The 14,652-nt window shown below is 69.8% G+C and carries 9 protein-coding genes; 4 read left to right on the top strand and 5 right to left on the bottom strand.

What is annotated here, in order from left to right; translation table 11 throughout:
- Positions 1–39: 39 nt before the first annotated feature.
- Genes argB through argC form a run of 3 tightly spaced genes read right to left on the bottom strand, consistent with a single transcriptional unit; the run spans position 40 to position 3,215 of the window.
- Positions 40–996, bottom strand: coding sequence for an acetylglutamate kinase (gene argB, locus ACZYZ5_RS10160; protein ID WP_463901448.1), 957 nt, complete (start codon positions 994–996; stop codon positions 40–42).
- A 24-nt stretch (positions 997–1,020) separates the two neighbouring features.
- Complete coding sequence (gene argJ / locus ACZYZ5_RS10155; protein ID WP_463901447.1) at positions 1,021–2,187, bottom strand: bifunctional glutamate N-acetyltransferase/amino-acid acetyltransferase ArgJ; 1,167 nt, start codon at positions 2,185–2,187, stop codon at positions 1,021–1,023.
- Complete coding sequence (gene argC / locus ACZYZ5_RS10150; RefSeq protein ID WP_463901445.1) at positions 2,184–3,215, bottom strand: N-acetyl-gamma-glutamyl-phosphate reductase; 1,032 nt, start codon at positions 3,213–3,215, stop codon at positions 2,184–2,186. The genes argJ and argC overlap by 4 nt, the downstream gene beginning before the upstream one ends.
- A 244-nt stretch (positions 3,216–3,459) precedes the next feature.
- Here argC and ACZYZ5_RS10145 point away from each other — a divergent pair, with 244 nt between their 5' ends.
- The 4 genes from ACZYZ5_RS10145 to ACZYZ5_RS10130 all read left to right on the top strand — a co-directional run bounded on the left by ACZYZ5_RS10145 (position 3,460) and on the right by ACZYZ5_RS10130 (position 11,277).
- Positions 3,460–4,551 (top strand): fatty acid desaturase family protein, encoded by a 1,092-nt coding sequence (locus tag ACZYZ5_RS10145; protein WP_463901443.1) that lies wholly within the window; start codon positions 3,460–3,462, stop codon positions 4,549–4,551.
- A gap of 233 nt (positions 4,552–4,784) precedes the next feature.
- Complete coding sequence (locus ACZYZ5_RS10140) at positions 4,785–5,747, top strand: quinone oxidoreductase family protein (protein ID WP_463901441.1); 963 nt, start codon at positions 4,785–4,787, stop codon at positions 5,745–5,747.
- Between the two features lie 220 nt (positions 5,748–5,967).
- On the top strand, positions 5,968–9,846 hold the full coding sequence (locus ACZYZ5_RS10135; protein WP_463901491.1) for a Pls/PosA family non-ribosomal peptide synthetase: 3,879 nt from the start codon (positions 5,968–5,970) through the stop codon (positions 9,844–9,846).
- Positions 9,847–9,891: 45 nt separating this feature from the next.
- Entirely contained in the window at positions 9,892–11,277 is a 1,386-nt protein-coding gene (locus tag ACZYZ5_RS10130; protein WP_463901439.1) for a M1 family metallopeptidase, read from the top strand.
- Positions 11,278–11,385: 108 nt separating this feature from the next.
- On the opposite strand, the gene ACZYZ5_RS10125 is transcribed toward ACZYZ5_RS10130, so the two are convergent.
- Complete coding sequence (locus ACZYZ5_RS10125; protein ID WP_463901438.1) at positions 11,386–11,904, bottom strand: 4'-phosphopantetheinyl transferase family protein; 519 nt, start codon at positions 11,902–11,904, stop codon at positions 11,386–11,388.
- Positions 11,905–12,107: 203 nt separating this feature from the next.
- Positions 12,108–14,651 (bottom strand): phenylalanine--tRNA ligase subunit beta, encoded by a 2,544-nt coding sequence (gene pheT, locus ACZYZ5_RS10120; protein WP_463901436.1) that lies wholly within the window; start codon positions 14,649–14,651, stop codon positions 12,108–12,110.
- Between the last annotated feature and the right edge of the window lies 1 nt (position 14,652).

Below are 14,652 nucleotides of genomic sequence, written 5' to 3'. Positions count from 1 at the left end.
AGTGCTCGAGATCCGTGGTCGGTGCTGTTTCGGTCGGGTTCATTTGTTCTCCTCGTCAGGGACGACCTGGGTGCCGATGCCCGCCGTCGTGAAGGTTTCCAGGAGCATCGAGTGCGGCAGCCTGCCGTCGACAATGTGCGCGCGTTCGACGCCGCCCTCAACGGCCTTGAGGCAGGCTTCCATTTTCGGGATCATCCCTGACTCCAGGCGCGGCAGCAGTTCGCGCAGTTCCGACGCGGTGAGCGAGGAAATCAGCGAGGAGCGGTCCGGCCAGTTGGCGAAGAGTCCCTCGACGTCGGTGAGGATGACCAGCTTCGAGGCGCCAAGAGCTTCGGCCAGGGCCGCGGCGGCGGTGTCCGCGTTGACGTTCAGCACCTGGCCGGTGGTCTGCGCCTGCTTGGCGCCGGGGTCGCCGCTGCCGTCCTCGAAGATTTCCGGCGCGACCGTGGAGATCACCGGGATACGCCCGGCCGCGACGATGTCCAGGATTCCCTCCGGGTTCACGCCGATCACTTCGCCGACCAGGCCCAGGTCCACCTCTTCGCCGTCGATGATGGTGCCGGTCCGGACCGCGCGGAGCAGGCCGCCGTCCTCGCCGGACATCCCGACGGCGTAGGGGCCGTGGGAGTTGATCAGGCCGACGAGCTCGCGACCGACCTGGCCGGTCAGGACCATGCGGACCACGTCCATGGCCTCCGGCGTGGTGACCCGCAGCCCGCCCTTGAACTCGGATTCGATGCCGAGCCGGCTAAGCATGGCGTTGATCTGCGGGCCGCCGCCGTGCACCACCACCGGGTGGATCCCGACGTGGTGCAGGAAGACGACGTCTTCGGCGAACGCGCGGCGGAGCTCGTCGTTGACCATGGCGTTGCCGCCGTACTTGATCACCATGGTGGTGCCGGCAAAGCGCTGGATCCAGGGCAGTGCCTCGATCAGGGTGCCGGCCTTGCTCTGGGCATCGGACGTGGAGGTGGTCTCGCGGGTCTGGGTGTTCATGCTGTTCGTCCCTCCGGGAACTGCCTAGCTGGAGTAGGCGCTGTTTTCGTGGACGTACTCGTGGGTGAGGTCGTTGGTCCAGATCGTGGCCTCGGCCTCGCCGGCCTGGAGGTCGATGTCGACCCGGACTTCGCGGGGTTCCAGGTCCACGAGGCCGCGGTCATCGCCGATGCTGCCGTTGCGGCAGATCTGCACGCCGTTCATGGACACGTTGAGCCGGTCGGGTTCGAAGGCGGCGTCGGTGGTTCCGACGGCGGAGAGCACCCGGCCCCAGTTGGGGTCCTTGCCGAAGATCGCGGCTTTGAAGAGGTTGGAGCGGGCGACGGCTCGGCTGACCACTTCGGCGTCCTTTTCGCTGGCGGCATTGAACGTGCGGATCGCGATGTCGTGGCTGGCGCCTTCGGCGTCGCCGATCAGCTTGCGGGCCAGTTCCGCGCAGACCTGGGTCAGGCCCCTGCCGAAGTCGACGGCGGACGGCACGGCGCCGGAGGCGGCGGAGGCCAGCAGCACCACGGTGTCGTTGGTGGACATGCAGCCGTCGGAGTCCGCCCGGTCAAAGGTGACCCGGGTGGTGTCCCGGAGCACGACGTCGAGCATCTCCGGCTGGACGTCGGCGTCCGTGGTGAGGACCACCAGCATGGTGGCGAGCCCGGGGGCGAGCATCCCGGCGCCCTTGGCCATCCCGCCGATGGTGAATTCCTTGCCGTCGGCATCGGCGCCGAGGAAGAGCGCCTGTTTGGGCACGGAGTCCGTGGTCATGATCGCGGTGGCGGCGTCGGGTCCGCCATCGGTGCTCAGCGCTGCGGTGGCGGCGCCGATACCGGCGAGGATCTTGTCCATCGGGAGCTGCTCGCCGATCAGGCCGGTGGAGCAGACGAAGACGTCGGTGGCGGAGACGCCGAGCGCCTCGGCGGTCTTCTCGGCGGTGGCGTGCGTGTTCTGGAAACCCTGCGGGCCGGTGCAGGCATTGGCTCCGCCGGAGTTCAGGATCACGGCGTCCACGCGGCCGTCCTTGACGACCTCGCGGGACCAGTGCACGGGGGCGGCGGCCACCCGGTTGGAGGTAAACACGGCGGCAGCGGCCTTGGCGGGGCCGTCGTTGACGACGAGGGCCAGGTCCGGGTTGCCGGAGGACTTCAGGCCGGCCGTGACGCCGGCTGCGCGGAATCCCTGGGGGACGGTGATGCTCATGGTGCGACTCCCTGCAGATCGAGGCCGGCGGTTTCCGCCAGGCCGAGGGCAATGTTCATGGACTGCACGGCCCCGCCGGCGGTCCCCTTGGTCAGGTTGTCGATGGCACAGGTGACGATGACGCGGCCGGTGTGCCCGTCGAGGGCCAGCTGCATCACCGCATGGTTGGATCCCTGCACCGACTTGGTGGAGGGCCAGCGGCCTTCCGGGAGCAGGTGGACGAACGGCTCGTCGTCGTAGGCCTCGCTCCAGGCGTGGCGGAGTTCCTCAGCAGTGACGCCGGGCCGGATCTTCGCCGTCGCGGTGGTGAGGATGCCCCGGCTCATGGGGGCCAGCGTGGGGGTGAAGGACACCGTGACCGGCGCGTTCAGGGCCGCCGAAAGCCCCTGCTCGATCTCCGGGGTGTGCCGGTGTCCGCCGCCGACGCCGTACGGGCTCATCGAGCCCATGACCTCGGCGCCGATCAGGTTGACCTTGGCGGCCTTGCCGGCCCCGGAGGTGCCGGACGCGGAAACGATGACGACGTCGTCCGGCTGCAGCAGGTGGTTGCTGAAGCCCGGGGTGAGCGCCAGCAGGGCCGACGTCGGGTAGCAGCCCGGCACGGCGATCCGTTTGGCGCCGCGGAGCGCCTCGCGCTGGCCGGGAAGCTCCGGCAGCCCGTAGGGCCAGGTTCCGGCGTGCGGGGAGCCGTAGAACTTCTCCCAGGCGGCCGCATCGGAGAGCCGGTGGTCGGCGCCGGCGTCGATGACGAGCGTTCCGGCCGGCAGCTGCGCCGCGATCTCCGCGGAGGCGCCGTGCGGCAGGGCCAGGAACACGACGTCGTGTCCGGACAGGTTCGCCACCGTCGTGTCTTCCAGGATCCGGCTCGCCAGACCGTGGAGATGGGGCTGCAATTCCCCTAGTCTGGAACCGGCGTTGCTGTGGGCCGTGATGGCGCCGATCGTAACGTCGGGGTGACCGGCGAGGAGCCGCAGCACCTCGCCGCCGGCATAACCGCTTGCGCCGGAGACGGCTACAGAAATAGTCATAGCACCGACTATACAGCAAGAGTATGCATAGATGCCGATATTTATGCATCCATTGCCCCATGTCCGGCACGGACCGGAAGGCACCCCGCGGGCCCCTCTGCACACCCTCCGCGCCCGGCCGATCGTTCCGATTCGGGAGGGCAGTGTAGTCCGGGGGCGTATGCTTGGTATAGGGTGACCCCCAATCTTGCAGTCCGAGTGTCGGGCGCAGCGTTGCCCGTTACAGTTTCGAGGCACGCGCTACATGACCCTCACTACCGCCACGCCGGAGCGACCGAAATCCCGTATCCGGCAGCCGAACGCCGTTGTCCTGAGCTACTCGGAACTCCTGAAAACCGTCAAGGCCGCAGGCCTGCTGGAACGCCGCGTCGGCTTCTACATCACGGTGTTCTCCGTTCTGGTCCTCCTGATGACCGCCACCTGGTTCGGCTTCGCGCTGATCGGTGACAGCTGGTTCCAGCTCCTCATCGCCGCGGCCCTGGGCATCCTCTGCACCCAGTTGAGCTTCCTGGCCCACGAGGCCGGACACCGGCAGATCTTCGCCTCCCGCCGCGCCAATGACTGGGCCGCACGGCTGCTGGCCACCTCGGTCGCCGGGATCAGCTACTCCTGGTGGGAGCAGAAGCACGGAGCCCACCACAACCACCCGAACGTGATTTCGAAGGACCCGGACATCGCCACCGGCGCCATTGCCTTCTTCCCGGAAGCCGCCGCCACGCGGCAGGGACGGCTTTCCTTCCTCACCCGCAAGCAGGGCTGGTTCTTCTTCCCGCTGCTGTTCCTGGTGGGCCTGGGCCTGCAGATCGATTCGATCAAATTCATCTTCCAGCGCGCCAAGGTCACGCACCGCTGGGTTGAGATTCCGATCCTCGTGGTCCGCCTGAGCCTGCTCCCGGTGCTCGCCTTCACCTTCCTGCCGTGGGGCATGGCGCTCGCGTTCATCGCGGTCCAGCTCGCCGTCTTCGGTTTCTACATGGGCGCCTCTTTCGCCCCGAACCACAAGGGCATGCCGGTCCTGCCGGCCGACAGCCGCGTGGACTTCTTCAGCCGCCAGGTCCTGACGTCCCGGAACATCTCCGGCGGCCGCTTCATGGACATCCTGCTCGGCGGCCTCAACCGGCAGGCCGAGCACCACCTCTTCCCGGACATGGCCCGGCCGCAGCTCGACAAGGCCGCCGTGATCGTCCGCGAGTTCTGCGCGAAGCATCAGGTTCCCTACACCGAGACGACGCTGATGCAGTCGTACGGCATCATCGTCCGCTACCTCAACGACGTCGGACTCTCCGCCGGACGCCACTTCGAGTGCCCGATGGCGACCGTCACCCGCCGCTTCTAAGCGGCAGCGCGGTTCCGCGGCGGCCTCCTGCCCGGGCCCTGATTTTCCTGTTTGACCCGAAGTGACGGCCGGATACCGGCCGTCACTTCGTCGTTGGCGCCGGTATCCCTAGGATGGGTGCAGGATAGCGGCCCGGAGATCCGGGCCCGGAAAGACCCGGACCGGAAAATTCGGCCGGAAATTCAGCCAGGAAGTTCATTGCGGATCTTCCCGCCCAGGCAAGGAGACACAGGATGCATGCAATCGTCGCCCGCGAGGCCGGGGGCCCCGAGGTCCTCACGCTCGCCCCGGTGGAACGCCCGGTTCCGGGTCCCGGCCAGCTGCTGGTGAAGGTCGCCGCCGTCGGGGTGAACTTCATCGACACCTACAAGCGCAGCGGCACCTACAGGGTGGGTTACCCCTTCACCCCCGGCTCGGAGGCCTCGGGCACCGTGGAGGAACTCGGCGACGGCGTGACCGGATTTTCCCCCGGCGACCGGGTTGCCACGGCCGAAGGCGTCAACTGCTATGCCGGCTACGCCCTGATCGATGAGGACAAGGCGCTGCCGGTCCCCCACGGCGTGGACGACTTCACGGCCGCCGCGCTGCCGCTGCAGGGCATCACCGCGCATTACCTGATCAATTCCTCCTTCAAGGTCGAGCCCGGCCACACCGTGCTGCTGCACGCCGGAGCCGGCGGCGTCGGACTCCTGCTGATCCAGCTGCTCAAGGCCCGGGGCGCGCGCGTCATCACCACCGTCTCCACCGACGACAAGGAGCAGTTGGCCCGCGAGGCCGGCGCCGACCATGTGCTGCGCTACGACGGCTTCGCCGCCAGGGTGCGTGAACTCACCGACGGGGCCGGCGCGGACGTGGTGTACGACGGCGTCGGGAAGGACACCTTCGACGGTTCCCTCGAGGCCCTGCGCATCCGCGGCACGCTCGTGCTCTTCGGAGCCGCCTCCGGGCCGGTGCCGCCCTTCGACCCGCAGCGGCTCAACGCCGGGGGCTCGCTGTACCTGACCCGGCCGACGATTGGCCATTTCCTGCGCAACGCCCAGGAACGCCGCTGGCGCTCGGACGAGCTCTTCGCGGCGGTGGCCGACGGAAGCCTCAAGGTCCGGATTGGTGCCCGCTACGATCTGGCGGAGGCTGCCCAGGCCCACGATGACCTGGAGCAGCGGCGCACCACCGGCAAGGTCATCCTGGTTCCGTGACTCCCGCCGCCCAAGGGCAGGGGAACACGTCGGGGAAAGAGCGTGCGAACGACCGGACGGAGGCGGAGTATTAACACAAAGCGACGCCGGACACCTTCCGTTCACCTAGGCCGGAGACGATCCCCCTGTGACTGAGCAACAAGACCAACCCCAACGCAGCGGCCTTCCACGGGCACTCGCCACCGTAAACCCGGTCTTCCAGGCGCAACTTCCGGGGTCGCTGGCCGCACCGCCGGAGCGGACGCTGGTCGACATCCTGCGCGACACGGCCGGGCGCTTCCCGGATGCCTCCGCACTCGACGATGGCCGCGAATCGCTCAGCTATGCCCAGCTGCTGTCGGCGGTCCGGGCCAAGGCGCGGGAGCTGCACCGGGCCGGTCTGGGGGCCGGGGACAAGATCGGCGTCCGGGTCCCCTCCGGCACCAACCAGCTCTATATCTCCATCCTGGCCGTGCTCCTCATCGGGGCGGCGTATGTCCCGGTGGACGCGGACGACCCGGACGAGCGCGCCCGGCTGGTGTTCGGCGAAGCCCGGGTCGCCGGCGTGGTGCGCGGCGCCGGGGAGATTGTGACGGGGGGTTCCCGGCCCCGCCCGTTCCCGGACCCGCGGCTGCCCGGCCCGGACGACGACGCCTGGGTCATCTTCACGTCCGGCTCCACCGGAACCCCGAAGGGCGTCGCGGTGCAGCACCGCTCCTCGGCGGCCTTCGTCGATGCCGAGGCCCGGCTTTTCCTCCAGGACGAACCGGTGGGTCCGCAGGACCGTGTCCTGGCCGGGCTGTCGGTGGCCTTCGACGCCTCCTGCGAGGAAATGTGGCTGGCCTGGCGACACGGCGCCTGCCTGGTCCCGGCGCCGCGGGCCCTCGTCCGGACCGGCATGGACCTTGGCCCCTGGCTGATCAGCCACGGCATCACCGTGGTGTCCACCGTTCCCACCCTGGCCGCGCTCTGGCCGGTGGAGTCGCTCGAGAGCGTCCGGCTGCTGATTTTCGGCGGCGAGGCATGCCCGCCGGACCTCGCTGAACGGCTCGCCGTCGAGGGCCGCGAGGTCTGGAATACCTACGGCCCCACCGAGGCCACCGTCGTCGCCTGCGCTGCGCCGCTGGGCGGTCCGGGACCGGTCCGGATCGGCCTGCCGCTGGACGGCTGGGACCTCGCCGTCGTGGACGCCGACTCCCTGCCGGTCGCAGAAGGGGAAATCGGTGAACTGATCATCGGCGGTGTTGGCCTGGCCCGGTACCTGGACCCGGCCAAGGACGCCGAGAAATATGCCCCCATGCCGTCGCTCGGCTGGACGCGCGCCTACCGCTCCGGCGACCTGGTCCGCTATGAGGCCGCGGGGCTGATCTTCCAGGGCCGCGCCGACGAACAGGTCAAGCTGGGCGGGCGCCGGATCGAACTGGGCGAGATCGACGCCGCCCTGCAGGCGCTTCCGGATGTGGCCGGCGCGGCCGCAGCCGTGCAGACGACGGCGGCCGGAAACCAGATTCTCGTCGGTTACCTGTCCCCCGCCGGCGGCCGGGAGCTCGATCTGGCGGCCGCCCGGGAGCTCCTCGGCGAGAGCCTCCCGGCTCCCCTGATCCCGCTGCTGACAGTGGTCGATTCGCTGCCCACCAAGACCAGCGGCAAAGTCGACCGGCACGCGCTGCCGTGGCCGCTGGCGGGGGCCGGCGCCGCCGACGCCGCGGCGGCCCCGCTGAACCTCCCGGACGATGCGGCCTGGATCGTGGAGCAGTGGAGTGCGGTGCTCGGCAGCACCGTGTCCGGCCTGGACGCCGACTTCTTCGCCTACGGGGGCGGGTCCCTCGCCGCCGCGCAGCTCGTCTCCGCCCTGCGCGTGCGCTACCCCACCATCACGGTGGCCGACATCTACGCCACTCCCCGGGTCGGAGCGCTCATCGACGCCGCGCGCCAGTCGCTGCCCGAGGGCGGCGCGGGCCAGGCACCGGAACGCACGGTCCGGCCCACGGCCCGCAAGTCGCAGGCGTTCCAGACCCTGATGGGCGTTCCGCTGCACATCCTGGTCGGCATGCGCTGGCTGACGTACCTCATGGCGGCGAACAATCTCCTCTCCTCCCTGGCCGGCTTCTCGGCGGCGCCCACGGTGTCCTGGTGGTGGGTGGGCGCCTCCTGGCTCGTGTTCGTCAGCCCCGCGGGCCGGATGCTGGTCTCCATCGCCGCCGCCCGGCTGCTGCTGCGCAAGGTGGTGCCGGGAACCTACCCGCGCTCCGGCCGGGTGCACCTGCGCCTCTGGCTGGCTGAACAGATCCAGGACCTGGCCGGCGCGGTGAGCCTGGCCAGCGCCCCTTGGGTGCCGTATTACGCCCGGGCCCTCGGGGCGAAAATCGGCGACGACGTCCAGCTCCACTCGCTGCCGCCCGTCACCGGCCTGCTCTCGCTCGGCAGCGGCTGTAACGTCGAGCCCGAGGTCGATCTGTCCGGCTGGTGGATCGACGGCGACATCGTCCACATCGGCGCCATCCGCATCGGGCCCGGCGCGACGGTCGGTGCCCGCAGTACCCTGATGCCCGGCGCCACGATCGGTGCCGGGGCCCGGGTGGAACCAGGCTCGGCCGTGCTGGGGAAGGTGAAATCCGGGCAGCTCGTCGCCGGGTCCCCGGCCGAGCGGCGGGGCAAGGCCAAACACTCCTGGCCGGAGACTCCCCCGGAGCACCGGCTGATCGGCCGGCTCTGGTTTGCCGGCTTCGCCACCGCCTCGGCCGCGCTGGCCCTGATTCCCTATCTGTCCGCCGCTGCCGCGGCCCTCGTGGTCTTTGGCTTCATCCGGGGCAGCGCCTCGCTGACCGCCGCGCTGCCGCAGCTCCTGCTGTCCCTGCCGCCGGCGGCCCTGGTCTGGTTCCTGTCCAACCTCGTGCTGATCCTCCTCACCACCCGGCTCCTGGGGCTGGGGCTGGCCGAGGGCTACTACCGGGTGCGCAGCAGGATCGGCTGGCAGGTCTGGGCCACCGAACGGGTCCTGGACCTGGCCCGTGACCTGCTTTTCCCCATCTACGCCAGCCTGTTCACGCCCGTCTGGCTGCGCCTGCTGGGCGCCAGGATCGGCAAGAACGTCGAGGCCTCCACGGTCCTGCTGATCCCCAAGATGACCACGGTGGGCGAAGGCGCCTTCCTGGCCGACGACACGATGGTGGCCTCCTATGAGCTCGACGGCGGCTGGTTGCGGATCGCCCCCGCCAAGATCGGCAAACGCTCGTTCCTGGGCAACTCCGGGATGACCGCGGCCGGCCGCAGCGTGCCGAAGAACTCCCTCGTGGCGGTGCTCTCGGCAACTCCCGCGAAGGCGAAGTCCGGGACGTCCTGGCTGGGCAGCCCGCCGGTCCGGCTCCGGCGCACGGCCATCGCCTCCGACGACACGAGGACGTATCAGCCGCCGGTGAGGCTGAAGATCGCCCGGGCGCTGTGGGAGCTGTGCCGCTTTGTCCCCGTCGTGGCGACGGTCGCGATCGCCGCCGGGGTCCTGCTGGCCTTCGACTGGCTCGCCACGGCCTTCAATTACGGCATCGCTGCGCTCCTGGGCGGAGTCGTGATCCTGCTCGCCGGCGCCGCGGCAGCCGGCAGCGCCGTCGTGGCGAAATGGCTGCTGGTGGGGCGCATCCGCCCCGGCGAGCATCCGTTGTGGAGCTCCTTCATCTGGCGTAACGAGGTCGTGGACACCTTCATCGAAATGGTCAGCGCGCCCTGGTTCGCGCGCTCGGCGGCTGGAACCCCGGCCCTGGTCTGGTGGCTGCGGGCCCTGGGCGCACGGATCGGTGCCGGCACCTGGTGCGAGAGCTACTGGCTTCCCGAAGCGGACCTCGTGACCCTGGGCCGGAACTCCACGGTCAACCGCGGCTGCGTGGTCCAGACCCATCTCTTCCACGACCGCGTCATGAGCATCGACACTGTTACGCTCGATGACGGGGCAACGATGGGACCGCACGGAGTCATCCTCCCGCAGGCCCGGATTGGCAAGGGCGGCACCGTGGGCCCGGCATCCCTGGTGATGCGGGGCGAGACGGTGCCCGCCGCGAGCTACTGGATGGGGAATCCGGTGAGCCCGTGGGGCGGGCCGGCGGTGCCGGCTCCCAAGCCGAAGTAGCCCCGCGCTGTTCGTTCTGCACCTGCAATCCCGAAAGCCGGTTTGATGAGTCCCAGACCCCTGAGTCCCGCTGCCCCGGCGGGCGCCGGCAGCGGCCTGCCCGCCGACGATGTGGCCGGCTCCCCCGACCCCTACCTGCCGGGCCATGGCACGGATGCCTACCGGGTGACCCGCTATGAACTCGAGCTGGACTACAAGCTCAGCAGCAACCGCCTGAACGGACGCGCGCTGGTGCATGCCGTGACACAACGCCCCACCTCGGCCGTTGTGCTGGACCTGACCGGGCTCCGGGCCACCAAGATCCAGCTCAGCGGGCGGAGGGTCCGGAAGTTCAGCCAACGCGCCGACCAGCTTGTCGTCGTCCCCGATGCCGGCCTGCTGCCGGGTGAGGAATTCACCCTGGACATCCGCTACGAGGGCAACCCCACACCCCGCCGCGGGCTATGGGGCGAAGTGGGCTGGGAGGAACTGACCGACGGCGTCCTCGTGGCGGGCCAGCCCAACGGCGCACCCTCATGGTTCCCCTGCAACGACCACCCGCTGGACAAGGCCAGTTACCGGATCTCGGTGACCACGGATGCGAACTACCGGGCCGTGTGCAACGGGATGCTGATCGCCCGCACCAGCCGGTCCAGCCGCGAGACCTGGGTTTACGAGCAGACCGAGCCCATGTCCACATACCTCGCCACGGTCCAGATCGGCCGCTACGAGCTCCTGACTCTCAACCCCGTCACTGCGGCGGATCAGGTGCCCCAGTACGCGGCCGTTCCGTCTGCGCTGGCCGACGCGGCCCGGGCGGGTCTGGCGCGGCAGCCCGAGATGATGCGCATCTTCATCGACTGCTTCGGACCGTACCCTTTCGCGGAGTACACGGTCGTGGTGGCGGGGGACGAGCTGGAAATCCCGCTGGAGGCGCAGAGCCTGTCCATCTTCGGCTCCAACCATCTGGGGGATGACTGGGACTCCCAGCGGCTGATCGCCCATGAGTTGTCCCACCAGTGGTTTGGCAACTCGCTGACGGCGGCCTCGTGGAAGGACATCTGGCTGCACGAGGGGTTTGCCTGCTATGCGGAATGGATCTGGTCCGAAGAGGCCGGCGTCATGACCGTGGCCCGCCGGGCCGCCGGCGCGTGGCGGAAGCTGAGCGCCGGCAAGCAGGACCTGCTCGTGGGGGACCCCGGGCCGGAGCTGATGTTCGATGACCGGGTGTACAAGCGCGGCGCCCTGGCGCTGCATGCCCTGCGCCTGCGCTGCGGCGACCTGGCGTTCTTCTCCCTTTTGCATGAATGGGCCAGCCAGAACCGGCATGGCTCCGTCTCGACGCCGCAGTTCATCCTCACCGCGGACCACGCGACCGGCCTCGACACCGAGGCGCTGCTGCACCCGTGGCTGTACCAGGAGGCCCTGCCGCCGCTGCCGCTCAGCGGCTAGGACAACTGGGTTGGATACCGCCGTAAATCGGCGTGCGGCGGGCCGTTCAGGCGGATTCGATCCGGACGGATTCCGGGTAGCACGGGCTGCCAAAACTGGCGGCAGCTGCTATCGATCGCCAACGACGGCCAGCGCGCCGGCAAAGCCCGGAGGCAGGCCCAGGGCAACGGTGTCCAGGTCGATAAGCAGCGTGCCGTCCCCGCGCTCGGCGTAGACCTCGACGGAGGCCGGCTCGATCCGCAGGCCGGTGCCGCGGGCCTTCAGCAGGGCTTCCTTGCGGGCCCAGGCGGCGGTCCGCCAGAGCGTCGCCTGGTCCGGCGCCACGGCGGAGAGAAGCTGCCGTTCCGCAGGGGTGAGGGCGACGTCGTCGAACCCGGGAAAGATCACGCCGGAGCTGTGCTCCAGGTCGATGCCGACCGTCACTCCGGCTGCGCCGGCGCGACCGACGGAACTGGCCGGATGGTCCGGACCGGCCGCCAGCAGGGCCCAGCCGTGGCTTCGGGACAGGCTCAGGGCAAGGCTGGCCGGCACCTCGCGGAGCCGGTAGCCGGGCCGGCCGTGGTCAAGTTCCGGGCCCGTTCCGCAGTCCGGGCAGGAATAGGCGGTGCTCAGGTCCCCCGGGCGCACCGCCAGGATCCCCGCGGCGAACTCCCGCAGCGCGATCCGGCCGGCCAGGAAGTCCCGCCGGGTTGCCGGGTCCGTGATGCCGGCGGCCCGTGCGCGTTCCGCGGGATCAAGGAAAGCTTCACCGTCCGGTCCGACGTCGGCAAGACGAACGGACCGGACGGTGACTCCGGAGACGGCGAGGGTCCCTCTGTGCCCCTTAGGCTTTAGCGTTGGACTGCTCCGAAGCGCTCATGGGCGACCGCCACGGCGCCCTCGCGGGCGGCGGATGCCTCGTCGGCGGTGAGCGTGCGATCATCGGCCCGGAAGCGCAGGCTGAAGGCCAGCGACTTCTTGCCGTCCTCGATGCCCTTGCCCGCGTACACGTCGAAGAGTGCGACGTCTTCGAGCAGCGCCCCGGCGCCCTCGCGCAGGGCGCTGAGCACCTCATCCGCCGGCACCTCCTGCGGCACCACCAGGGCGACGTCCTGGGTGGCCACCGGGTACGTGGAGATGTGCCGGGCGACGATCACGTCGGCGGCGGCCTCAAAGAGGGCGTCCGCATCGAATTCGAGCGCCACGGACCGGGCAGGCATATCGTGGGCCGCCAGCAGCTTCGGGTGCAGCTCGCCGGCATGGCCCAGGACCGCGCCGGTGCGCAGCGCCAGCTGCGCGGTCCGTCCCGGGTGGAAGGCCTGGTGCTGGCCCTGGCTGATGACGATCTCGACGCCGAGCACGTCGCCGGCGATCCGGGCGATGTCCAGGGCATCCGCCCAGTCCCACGCCCGGGGCGCATGACCGGCGGCCGCCGGCGAGTCGTGTCCGGTGAGCACGGCGGCGAGGTACAGCGGCTGGTCCGGGACGCCGTCGTACAGGCCGTCCAGCACTTCGTCGCTGGGCCTGATGCCAAGCGGCGGGATCGAGGCGGTGCCGAGCGTTTCGCCCGGCAGGAACACGAGCCCGGCCTCGAACAGTGCCAGGTCGCGGAAACCGCGCGAGTGGTTGCGCTTGGCGACTTCGATCAGGCCCGGCAGGATCGAGGTGCGCAGGTAGCCCTGCTCCTCGCTGATCGGGTTGGCGAGCTTGAGGGCCTTCCGCGGCGATCCTTCCGTGGACACGCCGAAGGTGTCATTGGCGGCCTTGGAGACGAACGGGTACGCGAGGACCTCGGTGAGGCCGGAAGCCGCGAGGGCCTGGACCAGGCGCCGGCGCTGCTGCTGGACGCGGGTCAGCCCGCGTCCCGGCGGCGCGACCGGCAGGGACGCCGGGATCTGGTCGTAGCCGACCAGCCGGGCGATCTCCTCGGAGAGGTCTTCCTTGGTTTCGAGGTCGTTGCGCCAGCTCGGGGCGGTCACGAGGTACCCGCCGTCGTTCTTCGCGACGACGGCCCCCAGGTCCTCGAGCGAGGTGAGGATCTGCTCCTCGGTGAAGTCGATGCCGATCCGTTCCGCGGCGAAGGCCGCGGGCAGCTCAACGCTGACGGCGTCCGGCGCGGTGCCGACGTCGGTCCCCTCGGCCACGGCGGTGCCGCCGGCGAGCTCGACCAGAAGGTCGACGACGCGCTGGGCGGCCACGCCGGCGACCTGCCAGTCGACGCCGCGTTCGAAGCGCTTGGACGCCTCGGACGGGAGCTTGTGGCGGCGGCGGGAGCGTGCGATGGACACTTCGTCGAAGTGCGCAGCCTCAACGAGGACGTTCGTGGTGGAGTCGGACACCTCGGTGGCGGCGCCGCCCATCACGCCGGCGATGCCGATTGCACCGGAACCGTCGGTGATGAGGAGGTCCTCGACGTCGAGCGTGCGTTCCCTGGCGTCCAGGGTGGTGATTTTTTCCCCGGTGACGGCACGGCGGACCACGATGTCGCCGGACAGCGTGTCCAGGTCGTAGCAGTGGGTGGGCTGGCCGAGTTCGAGCATGACGTAGTTCGAGATGTCCACGGGCAGCGAGATCGAGCGGATGCCGGCGAGCCGCAGCCGGGAGGTCATCCACGGCGGTGTCGGCTTCGTGGCGTCGACGCCGCGGACGGTGCGGGCCACAAAGCGGTCACAGCCGGGCTTGCCGTAGACCGGGGCGTCGTCGTTGAGTTTCACGCCGTAGCCGCCGGCCAGTTCCGCGGGTGCCTGGACCTTCGACGCCGGGTCGGTGAAGGACGTGCCGGTGGCGTGGGCGTACTCACGGGCCACGCCGCGGATGGAGAACGCATACCCGCGGTCCGGGGTGACGTTGATTTCGGCGGCCTGGTCGTAGAGACCGAGCAGCTCCATGGCGTCGGTGCCGATTTCCGGGTCCAGACCGATCCGGGACAGCACCAGGATGCCGTCGTGGTCCTCGCCGATGCCGAGCTCGCGTACGGAGGCGATCATCCCGGCGGAGAGGTGGCCGTAGGTCTTCCGCGCGGAAATGTGGAAGTCGCCGGGCAGCACGGCACCGGGGAGGGTGACCACCACCTTGTCGCCTTCCACAAAGTTGTGCGCGCCGCAGATGATGCCCTGGACACCGGAGGGGTCGATGCCCTCGCCGGTGAGGTTCTGCCGCTGCCCTTCGGGGACTACCCGGACCTGGCACCAGTTGATGGTTTTGCCGTTGGTCTGCGGTTCCTTGACGATGCTCAGGACCTGGCCCACCACGATGGGGCCCTGGAGCGTGTCCGTGGGCCGGTGGACTGCTTCCTCTTCAAAGCCGACCTTGACCAGTTCGGCCATCACGTCTTCGGCCGTTGCTCCGGCCGGTACCTGCGCGAATTCACGCAGCCAGGAAAGTGGGATACGCACT

This window comes from Pseudarthrobacter ribosi, assembly GCF_055412865.1.
Note: the sequence above shows the minus strand (reverse complement) of the source record. Positions and strands in the feature narration are given on the sequence as shown.